We start from the raw sequence: 13879 nt of genomic DNA, 5'->3' as shown, positions 1-13879 counted from the left end.
CGAGCGGGTCTCAGGGTGCGGAGCCGGCGGCGGGCTCCGCACCCTCCCGGCCCTCCTGCTCGCGCTCGACGGCCTCGTTCCACTGCTTCTTCGAGGACTGCCAGCCGTCCTCGTCGTGGCCGACCCTCCAGTAGCCGGAGATCGACAACTGCTCGCGCGGCACCTGCCGTTCCATCCGCAGGTGCCGGCGCAGCTCCTTGACCATCCCGGCCTCGCCGTGCACGAAGACCTGCGCCCGGCCCGGCGGGAACTCCAGCGCCTTCACCGCTTCCACGAGCGCCCGGCCCACCGGCCGGCCGTCCCGGTACAGCCAGGTGACGCCGGCGCCCTCGGGGGCCGCCAGGGGCTGCCGCTCGGCCGCGTCGGCGACCTCGATCAGCACCTGCGCCACGGCGCCGTCGGGCACCCGCTCCAGCGAGGCGGCGATGGCCGGCAGCGCGCTCTCGTCGCCCGCCAGCAGGTGCCAGTCGGCCGCCGGGCTCGGCGCGTAGGCCCCGCCGGGGCCGAGGAAGCGCACCACGTCGCCCGGCCGGGCGCGCTGCGCCCAGGGCCCGGCCACGCCCGCCTCGCCGTGCACGACGAAGTCCAGCGCCAGCTCCCGGGCCTTGGCGTCCCAGGCGCGCACGGTGTACGTGCGCATCACGGGCCAGCGGTCACGGGGCAGGTCGCGGCGGATGGCGTCCAGGTCGTACGGCTCGGGGTAGGCCGCGCCCGGCGCGGGGAAGAGGAGCTTGACGTAGTGGTCGGTCCACTCGCCCGCCGTGAACCCGGACAGCTCGTCGCCGCCGAGGACCACGCGCACCATGTGCGGGGTGAGTTGCTCGGTGCGCACCACGCGGGCGGTGTGGACCTGGCGCTTCCGGCCGGCGGGGCGGTCTGCCACGTGAACCTCCGGGACGAGAGTCAAGTTAGGGTTACCTAACCTACACCCCGTCGCCCCGCTCCGCGGCCCGGCACCGCCGGGCGCACCCCACGCCGGGCCGCGCCGTCAGCCGCGCAGCGTCGTCAGCAGCCGCTCCAGCGAGCCCCCGAGCCCCCACTGCTTCGCCAGCGCCGCCAGCCGCTCGGGGTCCAGCGGCGTCCGCGGCAGCTCCGGGTCGTACGCCGGCAGCGGCACGTCGGCCGCCACCCGGACCACCTTCGGCGCCACCTCGACGTACGGCCGCGCCTCGGCCAGCCGGCGCCGCTGCGCCGGGGTGAGCCGCGAGGCCGGGTCGTCGACGGCGGCCATGATGCCGGCGAGGTCGCCGTAGGCGTCGAGGAGCTTGGCCGCGGTCTTCTCGCCGATCCCCGGTACGCCCGGCAGGCCGTCGCTCGGGTCGCCGCGCAGCAGCGCGAGGTCGGCGTAGCCGGAGCCGTCGACGCCGTACTTCTCGCGCAGCGCCGCGCCGTCCATGACGGTGGCGTTGCCGACGCCCTTCACGGGGTAGACCACCCGTACCCCGCGGGCGTCGTCGATCAGCTGGAACAGGTCGCGGTCGCCGGTGATGATGTCGACCGGCCCGGTCGCGTGCGCGGTCAGGGTGCCGATCACGTCGTCCGCCTCGTACGGGGCCACTCCCACCCGCGCGATGCCGAGGGCGTCCAGCACCTCCTCGATGACCGGCACCTGCGGCGACAGCGTGTCCGGCACCTCCTCCTCGTCCGCCTCCGCCTCGCCGGGGTGCTCCTCGGCGACCCGGTGCGCCTTGTACGAGGGGATGAGGTCCACCCGCCACTGCGGCCGCCAGTCGGCGTCCATGCAGGCGACGAGGTCGTCGGGGCGGTGGTCGGCGACGAGCCGGGAGATGAAGTCGAGCAGCCCCCGCACGGCGTTCACGGGGGTGCCGTCGGGGGCCGTGACCGATTCCGGTACGCCGAAGTACGCGCGGAAGTAGAGGCTGGCCGTGTCGAGCAGCATCAGGCGTCGGGTCATCCCCTGATGATGCCGCATGCACCGCGACCAAACGCGATCGCGATGTGAACTGGATCACGCCATGGTTTGGACACCGGGATCCTGGGCAGCGGCCGAAGTGGAGTGAACCGATGGTCTATACACGGACAATTCGGTAAGCATCAGGGCAGAACCCGCGTCACTCCACGACCTGCCGACGGGGGAGGCAGGTCGATTTTTCCGTTCGAGGCGTGAGGTGTATGTGAGCAGGCTCCAGGCGGAGCGCCTGTACAAGGTGTTCGGCAAACGGCCAGACGATGCGGTCGCCAAGCTAGAGGCAGGCGAGGATCGGGAGAAACTTCGCAAGAAGGGCACAACCGCGGCGGTGGTGGACGCCTCCTTCACCGTCGAGTCGGGCGAGATATTCGTGGTCATGGGCCTCTCCGGGTCCGGCAAGTCCACGTTGCTGCGCATGCTCAACGGGCTGCTCGACGCCACGTCGGGCCGGGTGCTCTTCGACGGCCAGGACCTGACGTCGCTGACGGACCGCGAGCTGCGCGAGGTGCGCTCCAAGAAGATCAGCATGGTCTTCCAGCACTTCGCGCTCTTCCCGCACCGCAGCGTCCTGGAGAACGCCGCGTACGGTCTCGAGGTCCAGGGCATACCCCGGCAGGAGCGCGAGAAGCGCGCCACCGAGGCCCTGGAGCTGACCGGCCTGAAGGGCTGGGAGCACCACTGGCCCGACGAGCTGTCCGGCGGCATGAAGCAGCGCGTGGGCCTGGCCCGCGCCCTGGCCACCGACGCCGACCTGCTCCTCATGGACGAGTCGTTCAGCGCGCTCGACCCGCTGATCCGGCGGGACATGCAGGACCAGCTCATCGAGCTGCAGTCCAAGCTGAAGAAGACCATCGTCTTCATCACCCACGACCTGAACGAGGCCATGCGCCTGGGCGACCGCATCGCCGTCATGCGCGACGGCCGCATCGTCCAGATAGGCAGCCCCGAGGACATCCTCGTGCGGCCCGCGGACGACTACGTCCGCCGCTTCGTCGAGGACGTCGACCGCACCCGGGTGCTCACCGCCGGCTCCATCATGGAGGAGCCGCAGGACGGCCTCTCCCCGAAGGAGCTGCGCGCCGCGGCGCCCGTCAGCGTCACCGAGGACACCCCCGTCGCCGAGCTGTTCGGCCCGTTCGCGACCGGCGACGACGCCGTGGGCGTCACCGATGCCGACGGCGACCTCGTCGGCCTCGTGGAGCGCGGCCGGCTGCTGTCCATCCTGGGCGACCAGGCCGGCGACGACGAGGGCGAGAAGGTGATCGCCGGTGCCTGAGATCGACTTCGGGTCCCGGGTCGAGTCGGTCGTCGACTGGCTCAAGGACCACCTCGGCTGGCTCTTCGACTTCATCGACACGGTCCTCACCGGCATGTACGACGGCGTCAACGCCGTCCTCGACGCGCCGGAACCGCTCGTCATGGCCGGCATCTTCGCCGTGATCGCCTTCTGGCTGCGCGGCCCGCTGCCCGCGGTGCTCGCGTTCGCGGGATTCGCCGTCATCGACTCGGTGCAACTGTGGCCCGAGGCCATGGAAACCCTGTCGATGGTGCTGGTCGCCACCGCGATCACCGTGGTGATCGCCGTGCCGCTGGGCATCTGGGCGGCCCGTAACAAGGTGGTCAGCGCGGCCATCAGGCCGATGCTCGACTTCATGCAGACGATGCCCGCCTTCGTCTACCTGATCCCGGGCGTCATCTTCTTCTCCATCGGCATCACCCCGGGCATCATCGCCACCATCGTGTTCGCGATGCCGCCCGGCGTGCGCATGACCGAGCTGGGCATCCGGCAGGTCGACGCGGAACTCGTCGAGGCCGCCGAGGCGTTCGGCACCAAGCCCGCCGACACCCTGCGCCGCGTGCAGCTGCCGCTGGCGCTGCCGACGATCATGGCCGGCGTCAACCAGGTCATCATGCTCGCGCTGTCGATGGTCGTCATCGCCGGCATGGTCGGCGGCGGCGGCCTCGGCGAGGTCGTCTACAACGCCGTCACCCGGGTCGCCATCGGCACCGGCTTCGAGAGCGGCCTCGTCGTCGTCATCCTCGCCATGTACCTGGACCGGATGACCGGCGCGCTCAACCAGCGCGTCTCGCCGCTCGGCCGGCGCGCGCTCGCCAAGACCGCGGCCGCGGTCGACCGGTGGAAGTTCCTGCACTACAAGCCGACCACCGCGATCGCCACCGTCGGCATCGTCGTGCTGGCGCTGCTCGCCGGCGGCCTGAACCTGGCCGAGAGCGAGGACGAGGGCACCACGCAGGAGGCCGCCGCGTCCACGGACGTCGGCCAGGGCCGGCAGATCGACATCGGCTACATCCCCTGGGACGAGGGCATCGCCTCCACCTTCCTGTGGAAGGAGGTGCTGGAGCAGCGCGGCTTCAAGGCCGAGGCCAAGCAGCTCGACCCGGGCCCGCTCTTCACCGCCGTCTCCGAGGGCCAGGTCGACTTCCAGACCGACGCCTGGCTGCCCGTGACCCACGAGCAGTACTGGGAGAAGTTCGGCGACAAGATGGAGGACATGGGCTCCTGGTACGGGCCCACGACGCTGGAGCTGTCCGTCCCGTCGTACATGAAGGACATCAAGTCCCTCGAGGACCTGAAGGACCACAAGGGCGAGTTCGACGGGAAGATCATCGGCATCGAGGCCAGCGCCGGCATGATGGGCATCCTGAAGGACAAGGTCGTGGGCGAGTACGGCCTGGAGGACTGGGAGGTCGTCTCCTCGTCCACGTCCTCGATGCTCGCCGAGCTGGAGCGCGCGTACGCGGCCGAGGAGCCGGTGGTCGTCACGCTGTGGTCGCCGCACTGGGCGTACAGCAAGTTCGACATGACCAAGCTGGAGGACCCGAAGGGCGCCTGGGGCTCCGGCGACGACGTCCACACCACCGCCCGCAAGGGCTTCGCGAAGGACGAGCCCGTCGTCGCCGACTGGCTGCGCGACTTCACCATGAAGGAGAAGGAGCTCACCAGCCTGGAGGAGATGATCGTCGAGGCCGGCGAGGGCAAGGAGCAGGAGGCCGTCCGCGCCTGGCTGGACCAGAACAAGGGCTACGTCGACAAGATCGCCCCGCTGCCCGAGGGCGGCAGCGGCGGCGGCACCCAGGGCAAGGACGCGGGCAAGACCGTGAACCTCGGGTACTTCCCGTGGGACGAGGCCATCGCCTCCACGTACCTGTGGCAGAACGTGCTGGAGGACCGCGGCTACAAGACCAACGTCAAGCAGCTCGACCCCGGCCCGCTCTACACGGCGCTCGCCGAGGGCCAGATGGACGTGCAGTTCGACGCCTGGCTGCCGGTCACGCACGAGCAGTACTGGGAGAGATTCGGCGACGACCTCACCGATATCGGCTCGTGGTACGGGCCGACGACGCTGGAGTTGTCCGTCCCGTCGTACATGAAGGACATCAAGTCCCTCGAGGACCTGAAGGACCACAAGGGCGAGTTCGACGGGAAGATCATCGGCATCGAGGCCAGCGCCGGCATGATGGGGATCCTCCAGGACAAGGTCGTCAACGAGTACGGCCTGGAGGACTGGGAGGTCGTCTCCTCGTCCACCTCCTCGATGCTCGCCGAGCTGGAGCGCGCGTACGACAAGAAGGAGCCCATCGTCGTCACGCTCTGGTCGCCGCACTGGGCCTACGGCAAGTGGGACCTGACCAAGCTGGAGGACCCGAAGGGGGCCTGGGGCGAGGGCGACGACATCCACACCGTGGCCAAGAAGGACTTCGCCGAGGACTTCCCGGAGTTCCACAAGTGGCTGAAGGACTTCAAGCTCTCCGAGGAGGAGCTGTCCTCGCTGGAGGTCGAGATCCAGAACGGCGGCACCGGCAAGGAGAAGGAGTCCGCCCGCAAGTGGCTGGACGACAACCCCGAGGTCATCGACAGGATCGCACCGCTGTCCTGACCGGAGGAAGCCTCACCGGCCCGCGCCCCGCCGCCCCCTTCCGAGGGGGCGGCGGGGCGCCCGCGCGTGTGCTCCTCACGTCCCGTGCAGCGCCGCGCCCAGCACCTCGGGCGCCCGCGCCAGCGACGGCCCGTACCACGTCAGATGCCGCCCGCTCACCAGCGCCGCCGCCAGCCCCGGGAACGCCTCCGGACCGTCGTCGGCGGCGAACGCGTACGGCTCGTCGGGCAGCACCACCAGCTCCGCCCCGCTGCCCCGCAACTCCGCGAGCGGCACCCGCGGATACCGCTCCGCGTGCCCCGCGTACACGTTCGCCACCCCCAGCCGCGCCAGCAGGTCCCCGGCGAACGTCTGCCGGCCCAGCACCATCCACGGCCGCCGCCACACCGGCACGACCGCGGGCCGGCGCGCGGCCGGCGGCCGTACGTCCCGCCACGCCGCCTCCGCGGCGGCCAGCCAGTCCGGTCGCGCCGCCGCCCCGCACGCCGCCAGCACCCGGGCCAGCTCTGCGAACGCCTGCTCCAGCGTGCGGACTTCGGTGACCAGCACCTCCAGGCCCGCCGCCCGCAGCGCGGCGAGGTCGGGCGCGCGGTTCTCCTCCTCGTTCGCGACCACCAGGTCCGGGGCCAGCGCGACGATCCGCTCGACGTCCGGGTTCTTCGTCCCCCGGACCCGGGCGACGTCCAGCCCCGCCGGGTGGCTGCACCAGTCGGTGGCGCCGACGAGGACGCCGGGCGCCGAGACGGCGACCGCCTCGGTCAGCGACGGGACCAGGGACACCACACGTCTGCGCGCCATGCGCTCAGGCTACGGTCCGCTCCGGAACCGGGGCCGGGGCCGCGAGCAGCCCGCCGCGGGCCACCGCCGCCCCGGTGCGCACCGCGGCCGTCAGCCAGGCCGCCACCAGCAGCCCGTACAGCAGCACTGCCAGCCCGCGGAACGCCGTGAGTCCGGTGTGCTCCGCCAGGGCCACCGCGCCCGTCACGCACGTGCCGACCGGGAACGTGAACGCCCACCAGGTCAGCGCGAACGGCATGCCGCGCCGCGCCGCCCGTACGACCATCGCGCCCGCCACCGCCAGCCACAGCAGCGCGAACCCCAGCACCGGCACCCCGTACAGCGTCGCGAACGCCCCCGGCACCGCCGCCGAGCCGTCCGCCAGTGCCCCCGCCGCCGTCGTCGACTGCCCGAGCGGCCCCAGCACCAGGAACAGCGCCGGTGTCAGCGCGAGCGGCAGCGGCCCCCGCTCGACCAGCCGGGCGAAGACCAGCGGCAGGATCAGCAGCGTCGCCAGCAGGCTCATCCCGAACATCGCGAAGCACCCCAGCACCAGCGACTCCCGCCACTGCCCCGCCGGCAGCCGCGGGGCCAGCGCCGGGCCCGTCGCGGCCGACACCATCGGCGCCACGACCGGCAGCAGCCACACCGGCGAGGCGTCGCCGGGGCGCACCCGGTGGCGTACGACCATCAGATACGGCACGGCGACCGCGGCCGCCAGCCCCACCGCGGTACCGGCCGTCCACAGCCCGGCGTGCACGGCGAACGCCGCGTCCGCGCCCGTCGCCCGCCCGCCCACGGCGGTCGTCGCGGCGCCGACCGCGAGCAGGGCCATCGACAGGCACCCGTAGAACGGCGCGACCGCGGGATCGGCAAGGTGCTCGCGGGCGCGGTCCGGGTGCCGGGCCCAGTGCACGGCGCGCGCGGCCAGCAGCACGGCGAGGAGGACGGCCGACAGTGCCCAGACGGGCACGAGGGCGGCGGCCGGCAGGCCGAGCGCGGCACCCGCGGTGGCGACGATGGCGGTGCCCATGACGCCCGCGTACCAGTTGGGGCCGAGGTCGCGGGTGGAGAGCCGCCGGTGTGCGCGGGTGGCGGGGCGGGGGCGTACGAGCGCGGTGGCGGCCATGGCGCCAGCCTCGCCGGGGCGGCGGGCGGCCGGTAGGGACCGATCCGCTATCGGCTCATAAGCTGGGGTTATGAGTGAGTACGAGGCCGGGGATGCCCCGGAGCCGTCGCTGGCCCGCCGGGTGCCGGACCTGGCGGCGCTGGAGCTGCTGCTCGCCGTCGCCCGGCTGGGCAGCCTCGGGCGGGCGGCGAAGGCCGTCGGCGTGAGCCAGCCCGCCGCCAGCGCCCGCATCCGGTCCATGGAGCGGCAGCTCGGCGTCGCGCTCGTCCACCGCTCGCCGGCCGGCTCGCGGCTCACGGACGCGGGCGGCGTGGTGACGGAGTGGGCCCGGCGGGTGGTGGAGGCGGCGGAGGCGTTCGACGCGGGCGCGGCCGCGCTGCGCGGGCGGCGCGACTCGCGGCTGCGGGTGACGGCGAGCCTGACCGTCGCGGAGTACCTGCTGCCGGGGTGGCTGGTCGCGCTGCGCGCGGCACGGCCGGAGACGGCGGTGTCGCTGCAGGCGGGGAACTCGGTGGCGGTGGCGGCACAGGTCCGCGCCGGGGCGGCGGACCTGGGGTTCGTGGAGGGCTCGGGGGTGCCGGAGGGGCTGGACGGCGCGGTGATCGGGCACGACCGGCTGCTGGTCGTGGTGGCGCCGTCGCATCCGTGGGCACGCCGGCGGCGGGGGCTGCCGCCGGCGGAGCTGGCGGGGGCGGCGCTGGTGCTGCGGGAGCAGGGGTCGGGCACCCGGCAGGTGCTGGACGAGGCGCTGGCCCCGTACGGCGGGCTGGGGGTGCCGCTGCTGGAGCTGGCGTCGACGACGGCGGTGAAGTCGGCGGCGGTCACGGGGGCGGGGCCCGCGGTGCTCTCGGAGCTGGCGGTGGCGGACGAGGTGGCGGCTCGGCGGCTGGTGGCGGTGGGGGTGTCGGGGCTGGACCTGACCCGGGCGCTGCGGGCGGTGTGGCCGCGGGGCCAGCGGCCGTCAGGACCGGCCAGGGACCTGCTGTCCCTGACGCGGACCGGGAAGGGCGCGTAGCCGCGGCGGGTTCCCTTGCGCTCGCGTATTCGTAAGTCTATGCTTACCGTTCGTGGCGACTTACGAACCGGACGACGGGTGGAGCGCGGTGGGCGATCCCACCAGGCGGGCGATCATCGCCTGCCTGGCCGAGCGGGAGCGCGCGGTCGGAGAGCTCGCGGAGGAGCTGCCGGTCAGCAGGCCGGCCGTCTCTCAGCATCTGAAGGTGCTCAAGAACGCGGGACTGGTGACGGAGCGCACCGCGGGCACGAGGCGGATCTACCGGCTCGACCCGGCGGGAGTCGCCGCGCTCAGGGACCAGCTGGAGACGTTCTGGAGCCGCGCCCTGACCGGATACGAGGATGTCGCGGAAGGCCGCGGCACCGGCGGACGAGACCAGCGTGAGGAGAAGCCATGACGACGCGGGACAACCCCGTGGTGCGACGGCAGACGGTCGTCGCAGCACCCCTGGAGAAGGCGTTCACCGCCTTCACCGAGCGGTTCGGCGACTTCAAGCCGCCGGAGCACAACCTTCTCGGCAAGCCCATCGCCGAGACCGTCTTCGAGCCGCGGGTGGGCGGCCACATCTACGACCGGGCCGAGGACGGCAGCGAGTGCCGCTGGGCCCGCGTGCTGGCGTACGAGCCGCCGGTGCGGGTGGTGTTCAGCTGGGACATCGGCCCCAGCTGGCAGTTGGAGGCCGACCCGGAGAACGCCAGCGAGGTGGAGGTCCGGTTCGTCGCGGAAACCCCGGACCGCACCCGCGTCGAGCTGGAGCACCGGGGCATCGAGCGGCACGGCCCCGGCTGGCGGTCCGTCGCGGACGGCGTCGGCTCCGACGACGGCTGGCCGCTGTACCTGGACCGGTTCGCCGCGCTCCTCGGCCCGCAGGCGGCCTGACGGCCGCACCGGGACGGGGCGCTCGGCACCGCCCCGTCCCGGCCGCGCCCGGCGGGCGCGTACCGGCGCCCCGCGGCGCCCGCACCCCGCCGTCCGCACCCCCTGCGGGGGGCGGGCCGCTGGGATACCCTCGTGCCAACCTGTCTCGATCTTCGAGGCGTCGAGTGGACGCGGGGAGCACGTGGTGTCAGCAGACGACGAGTCCTTCATACCCGGCGTGTCGGTCGAGCAGCCGACGTCCGCCCGCGTCTACGGCTGGCTCCTCGGCGGCAAGGACAACTACGCCGTCGACCGGGAGTTCGCCCTCAAGCAGCTCAAGGAGTTCCCCGCCGGGCTCGACATCACCCGCGAGAACCGGCAGTTCCTCTACCGGGCCGTGCGCTGGCTCGTGCAGGAGGCCGGCATCCGGCAGTTCCTCGACATGGGCTGCGGACTGCCCACGGACAACAACGTCCACCAGGTCGCCCAGCGCTTCACCCCCGACGCCCGCGTCGTGTACGTCGACAACGACCCCATCGTCCTGGCCCACGGCCGCGCGCTGCTCGCCGAGGACGCCTCCACCATCGTCGTCGACGGCGACCTCCGCGACCCCGGCACCATCCTCGACGACCCGCTCGTCACCCGGCTCCTCGACTACGACGAACCGCTCGCCGTTCTCTACCTGTCGGTCATGCACCACGTACCCGACGAGGACGACCCCGTCGGCGTGCTCGGCGCCGTGCTCGACCGCGCGCGGCCCGGCAGCTGCGTCTGCCTGTCGCAGGTGGTGACCGACGACCCCGCCACCAGCGCCGCGATGACGGAGAGCGTCCGCGCCAAGGGCATCCCGTGGCAGACCCGGACGCCCGCCGAGGTCGACGCCCTCGTGGCGGGCCTGGACCCGGTCGAGCCCGGGCTCGTGGACCTCGTCGACTGGCGGCCCGACCGGTTCCAGCCGCCGCTGGCCCCCGTCGACCCGTCCCTCAGGCCCTACCTCGGCACGACGAAGCACAGCAAGCCCGTGTACGAGTACGGCGGCATCGTCCGCAAGCCCGCCGGCTGAGGCCGGTCAGCCGCGCGCCGCCGCCACCAGACCCGCCATCACCCGCACGTCCTCGCCCATCTCCGGGTGCCACTGCACCCCCAGCGCGAAGCTCCGCGCCTCCGGCAGCTCCAGCGCCTCGACCACCCCGTCCGCCGCGTACGCCGACGCGACCAGGCCGTCGCCCAGGTCCGCCACCGCCTGGTGGTGGTACGCCGGGACCGTCACCGCCTCCGGCAGCAGCGCGGCGAGCCGCGTGCCCGGGACCGGCTTGACCTCGTGCGCGCCGAAGACCCCGGGGCGTTCGCGGTGGCCGTCCAGGTGCTGGCGCAGGGTGCCGCCGCGCGCGACGTTCAGCAACTGCGCCCCGCGGCAGATCCCCAGCAGCGGCAGCTCCGCCGCCAGGGCCGCGTCGATCAGGGCCAGCTCCCAGGTGTCCCGCTTGCGCGACGTCGGGGTGACCGGGTCCGTTCGGGCGTCCGCCGCGGCGCCGTAGCGGGCCGGGTCCAGGTCCGGGCCGCCCGCGACGACCAGGCCGTCCAGGCGCCGCAGCGTTTCCGGCGCGCGGGCCGGGGCGTCCGGCGGCAGCAGCACGGCCAGGGCGCCGGCGCGCTGGACGAGGCGGTGGTAGCCGGCGGGCAGGAGGGCGGCGGGCAGCCGCCAGTCGCCCCACCGGGCCTCGTCGAGGAGGTAGGTGGAGATGCCGATCAGGGGCCGGTCCATCACTTCTCCTTCCCGGCGGTGCGTTCCAGCTCGGCCTCCGCCGCCGCCAGCGCCGCGAACTCCTCCTCGGGCGCCGCCGCGACCAGACGGTGCCGACTGTAGAGGGCGAAGTACCCCACGGCCACCGCGTACACGCAGCCCGCGATCATCGCCGCCCACTTGTCCACCAGGAACGTCGCCACCAGCGCCGACAGCGCCAGCACGAACGCCACCGAGGACGTCAGCGCCCCGCCCGGCGTGCGGTACGGGCGGTGCAGCCCCGGCTCGCGGCGGCGCAACACGATGTGCGAGAGCGCCATCAGCGCGTACGAGATGGTGGCCCCGAACACCGCGACGTTCAGCATCCGCGCCCCGTCCCCGGTCCCGGCCGCGAGCGCGAAGCCGATGGCGCCGGGCACGAGCAGGCCCAGGTACGGGGCCTTGCGGCGGGAGGTGAGGGACAGGACGCGCGGCAGGTAGCCGGCCCGGGAGAGCGCGAAGAGCTGGCGCGAGCCGGCGTAGATCAGGGAGAAGAACGACGCGACGAGCCCGGCGAGGCCCGCGTAGTTGACGAACCGGCTGAGCGCCGTCGCCTCGCCGTCCGGCTGCAGCGCCTCCACCAGCGGGTTTCCCGCGCCCTGCACGGCGGCGGAACCGCGGGCGCCGGCCGCGGCGATGAAGGTGACGACGGCGAGCAGCAGCAGCACGCCCATCGCCCAGGCCATCGCGCGCGGCAGCGTACGGGACGGGTCCTTCGTCTCCTCCGCCGCCAGCGGCACGCCCTCGACGCCGAGGAAGAACCACATCCCGAACGGGAACGCCGCCCAGATGCCCATGATCCCGAACGGCAGCCAGGAGTTGGCGCCGAGGGCGCCGTCGTCGACGGGGATGTCGTTCAGCGAGCCGGCGCTGAACTCGGTGAGGGCGCCGACGGCGAAGATGAGCAGCGCCGCGACTGCGACGGCGGTCACCACGAGGCTGAAGCGCAGCGCCTCGCCGACGCCCCACAGGTGGATGCCGAGGAAGAGGACGAAGCAGGCGAGGTAGACGGGCCAGCCGGAGGTGAGGCCGAACAGCTCCAGCGACTCGACGTAGTCGCCGATGAAGATGACGATCGCGGCCGGTGCGAGGACGTACTCGATGAGGATCGCCGTGCCGGTCATGAACCCGCCCCAGGGGCCCAGCGCCTTGCGGGCGAAGCCGTAGCCGCCGCCCGCCGTGGGCAGGACCGCGGCCAGCTCCGCGAGGGCGAAGACCAGGCAGGTGTACATCACGCCCATGAGCAGCGCGGCGATGGCCAGGCCGCCGAACCCGCCCTCCGCCAGGCCGAAGTTCCAGCCGGAGAAGTCGCCGGAGACGACGTACGCCACGCCGAGGCCGGTGAGCAGCAGCGGCCCGGCGCTGCCGGCGCGCAGCGCGCGGCGCTGGAGGTAGGCGTCGTCCGCGGCGGCGTGCCCGGCGGGACCCGAGCCCGGGTCGGGGCCGGGTCCCGGGGCGGCGCCGGGGCCGTCGGGGGCGGCGCGCGGGCCGGGCGGTGCCGTGCGGGACTCGGTGCCTTCGCTCATGGTGCCGCTCCTGCCTCAACGGACGGTGGGGGACCCAGCAATGGTGTGGCCCCATACCTTTGCGGCGCCGGGGTGACGAGCGCAAGCCCCGTGCATGAACGTCCTGTTACGGGGCCCGGCGGCCGGGGTGCCGCTCAGCCCAGGAAGCCGCGCAGCAGCGCCGCCGTGCCGGCGCAGTGCTCCCGCATCACCTCGCGGGCGGTGTCCGGATCGCCGTCGAGCACCGCCCCGACGAGCGCGGCGTGCTGCGCCTGGCTGTGCTCCAGGTTCCGCACCAGCAGCGGGATGCAGTCCAGCAGGTCGTTGACGGAGGCCCGGACGGCGGCGTACTGCGCCGCGAGCCTCGGTGAGCCCGCGAGTTCGGCCAGGGTCAGGTGCAGCAGGGTGTCCAGCCGCCGGTAGTCGCCGAGCGGCGCGTCCTTCGTGGCCTGGAGCGCGGCGTGCAGCCGGGCCCGCTGCTCCGCCGCCAGCCCGGTGCCGGCGCACAGTTCCGCGGCGCCCGTCTCCAGCACCTCGCGGAAGCGGAGCACGTCCTCCAGGTCCGTACGCTCCGTGCGCCGGCGCAACTCCTCCTGCGCGTCCCGGCGTGCGGGCGTGCGCTCCCTGACGAACGTCCCCCCGTAGCGCCCCCGGCGGCTCTCCACCAGGCCCTCGTCCGCCAGCACCTTCAGGACGTCGCGCAGCGTCACCCGGCTGATCCGCAGCCGTTCGGCCAACTCCCGCTCCGCGGGCAGCCGCTCGCCCGGCGGCACCAGGCCCAGGCGCAGCACCTGCAGTATCTGCTCCAGTGCCTCTTCGAATCCGTTGCCCGCGCGCACCGGACGCAGTACGGTCCGCAGCCCGTCTCCGGCCGCCGCGCTGGTGAACGCCCTCATCCCGACCCCGCCCTCCGACCCGCTCGTCCCGCCTACTTCCCAACCAAAGGTATCCATGCATACCTTAAGACGTCCGCAGAAGAGGAG

General features: G+C 73.4%; 13 protein-coding genes. 6 read left to right on the top strand and 7 right to left on the bottom strand.

Features of this window, described 5'->3' with window-relative positions:
- Nucleotides 1-10: 10 nt before the first annotated feature.
- Together LG396_RS16870 and LG396_RS16865 are read right to left on the bottom strand one after the other, a co-directional pair.
- Entirely contained in the window at nucleotides 11-883 is an 873-nt protein-coding gene (locus LG396_RS16870; protein ID WP_225795374.1) for a siderophore-interacting protein, read from the bottom strand.
- Nucleotides 884-988: 105 nt separating this feature from the next.
- Nucleotides 989-1900: a 5'-3' exonuclease gene (locus LG396_RS16865; protein ID WP_018836854.1), complete on the bottom strand. Its 912-nt coding sequence runs from the start codon at nucleotides 1898-1900 to the stop codon at nucleotides 989-991.
- Between the two features lie 235 nt (nucleotides 1901-2135).
- Between LG396_RS16865 and LG396_RS16860 the strand changes: the two genes are divergently transcribed.
- Both LG396_RS16860 and LG396_RS16855 read left to right on the top strand, forming a co-directional pair.
- The gene (locus tag LG396_RS16860; RefSeq protein WP_078523976.1) at nucleotides 2136-3206 is read left to right on the top strand and encodes a quaternary amine ABC transporter ATP-binding protein; all 1071 of its coding nucleotides are present in this window, start codon (nucleotides 2136-2138) and stop codon (nucleotides 3204-3206) included.
- Nucleotides 3199-5829 (top strand): ABC transporter permease/substrate binding protein, encoded by a 2631-nt coding sequence (locus LG396_RS16855; protein WP_225795373.1) that lies wholly within the window; start codon nucleotides 3199-3201, stop codon nucleotides 5827-5829. Before LG396_RS16860 ends, LG396_RS16855 begins: the two co-directional genes overlap by 8 nt.
- Nucleotides 5830-5904: 75 nt before the next feature.
- On the opposite strand, the gene LG396_RS16850 is transcribed toward LG396_RS16855, so the two are convergent.
- Together LG396_RS16850 and LG396_RS16845 are read right to left on the bottom strand one after the other, a co-directional pair.
- Nucleotides 5905-6627: a helical backbone metal receptor gene (locus tag LG396_RS16850; protein ID WP_225795372.1), complete on the bottom strand. Its 723-nt coding sequence runs from the start codon at nucleotides 6625-6627 to the stop codon at nucleotides 5905-5907.
- A gap of 4 nt (nucleotides 6628-6631) precedes the next feature.
- Nucleotides 6632-7735, bottom strand: a complete 1104-nt coding sequence (locus LG396_RS16845; RefSeq protein ID WP_225795371.1) for a TDT family transporter — start codon at nucleotides 7733-7735, stop codon at nucleotides 6632-6634.
- A 70-nt stretch (nucleotides 7736-7805) separates the two neighbouring features.
- Between LG396_RS16845 and LG396_RS16840 the strand changes: the two genes are divergently transcribed.
- The 4 genes from LG396_RS16840 to LG396_RS16825 all read left to right on the top strand — a co-directional run bounded on the left by LG396_RS16840 (nucleotide 7806) and on the right by LG396_RS16825 (nucleotide 10671).
- Nucleotides 7806-8750 carry a LysR family transcriptional regulator gene (locus tag LG396_RS16840; RefSeq protein ID WP_225795370.1) on the top strand — a complete coding sequence of 315 codons (945 nt, stop codon included), beginning with the start codon at nucleotides 7806-7808 and terminating at the stop codon, nucleotides 8748-8750.
- Between the two features lie 52 nt (nucleotides 8751-8802).
- Complete coding sequence (locus LG396_RS16835; protein ID WP_225795369.1) at nucleotides 8803-9147, top strand: ArsR/SmtB family transcription factor; 345 nt, start codon at nucleotides 8803-8805, stop codon at nucleotides 9145-9147.
- Nucleotides 9144-9629 (top strand): SRPBCC family protein, encoded by a 486-nt coding sequence (locus tag LG396_RS16830; RefSeq protein ID WP_225795368.1) that lies wholly within the window; start codon nucleotides 9144-9146, stop codon nucleotides 9627-9629. Before LG396_RS16835 ends, LG396_RS16830 begins: the two co-directional genes overlap by 4 nt.
- Before the next feature lie 184 nt (nucleotides 9630-9813).
- Nucleotides 9814-10671: an SAM-dependent methyltransferase gene (locus LG396_RS16825; protein ID WP_225795367.1), complete on the top strand. Its 858-nt coding sequence runs from the start codon at nucleotides 9814-9816 to the stop codon at nucleotides 10669-10671.
- Between the two features lie 6 nt (nucleotides 10672-10677).
- On the opposite strand, the gene LG396_RS16820 is transcribed toward LG396_RS16825, so the two are convergent.
- The 3 genes from LG396_RS16820 to LG396_RS16810 all read right to left on the bottom strand — a co-directional run bounded on the left by LG396_RS16820 (nucleotide 10678) and on the right by LG396_RS16810 (nucleotide 13792).
- Nucleotides 10678-11373, bottom strand: a complete 696-nt coding sequence (locus LG396_RS16820) for a gamma-glutamyl-gamma-aminobutyrate hydrolase family protein (protein ID WP_225795366.1) — start codon at nucleotides 11371-11373, stop codon at nucleotides 10678-10680.
- The gene (eat, locus tag LG396_RS16815; RefSeq protein WP_225795365.1) at nucleotides 11373-12917 is read right to left on the bottom strand and encodes an ethanolamine permease; all 1545 of its coding nucleotides are present in this window, start codon (nucleotides 12915-12917) and stop codon (nucleotides 11373-11375) included. The genes LG396_RS16820 and eat overlap by 1 nt, the downstream gene beginning before the upstream one ends.
- A gap of 134 nt (nucleotides 12918-13051) precedes the next feature.
- Complete coding sequence (locus LG396_RS16810; protein WP_225795364.1) at nucleotides 13052-13792, bottom strand: FadR/GntR family transcriptional regulator; 741 nt, start codon at nucleotides 13790-13792, stop codon at nucleotides 13052-13054.
- Between the last annotated feature and the right edge of the window lie 87 nt (nucleotides 13793-13879).

This window comes from Streptomyces aculeolatus (genome assembly GCF_020400605.1).
In the GTDB taxonomy this organism is placed as follows: Bacteria; Actinomycetota; Actinomycetes; order Streptomycetales; family Streptomycetaceae; genus Streptomyces; species Streptomyces aculeolatus.
Note: the sequence above shows the minus strand (reverse complement) of the source record. Positions and strands in the feature narration are given on the sequence as shown.

Coding starts and splice junctions, on each gene's coding strand:
- LG396_RS16865 (WP_018836854.1), bottom strand. CDS start 1,900: ATGCTGCTCGACACGGCCAGCCTCTACTTCCGCGCGTACTTCGGCGTA.
- LG396_RS16850 (WP_225795372.1), bottom strand. CDS start 6,627: ATGGCGCGCAGACGTGTGGTGTCCCTGGTCCCGTCGCTGACCGAGGCG.
- LG396_RS16845 (WP_225795371.1), bottom strand. CDS start 7,735: ATGGCCGCCACCGCGCTCGTACGCCCCCGCCCCGCCACCCGCGCACAC.
- LG396_RS16840 (WP_225795370.1), top strand. CDS start 7,806: ATGAGTGAGTACGAGGCCGGGGATGCCCCGGAGCCGTCGCTGGCCCGC.
- LG396_RS16830 (WP_225795368.1), top strand. CDS start 9,144: ATGACGACGCGGGACAACCCCGTGGTGCGACGGCAGACGGTCGTCGCA.
- LG396_RS16820 (WP_225795366.1), bottom strand. CDS start 11,373: ATGGACCGGCCCCTGATCGGCATCTCCACCTACCTCCTCGACGAGGCC.
- eat (WP_225795365.1), bottom strand. CDS start 12,917: ATGAGCGAAGGCACCGAGTCCCGCACGGCACCGCCCGGCCCGCGCGCC.
- LG396_RS16810 (WP_225795364.1), bottom strand. CDS start 13,792: ATGAGGGCGTTCACCAGCGCGGCGGCCGGAGACGGGCTGCGGACCGTA.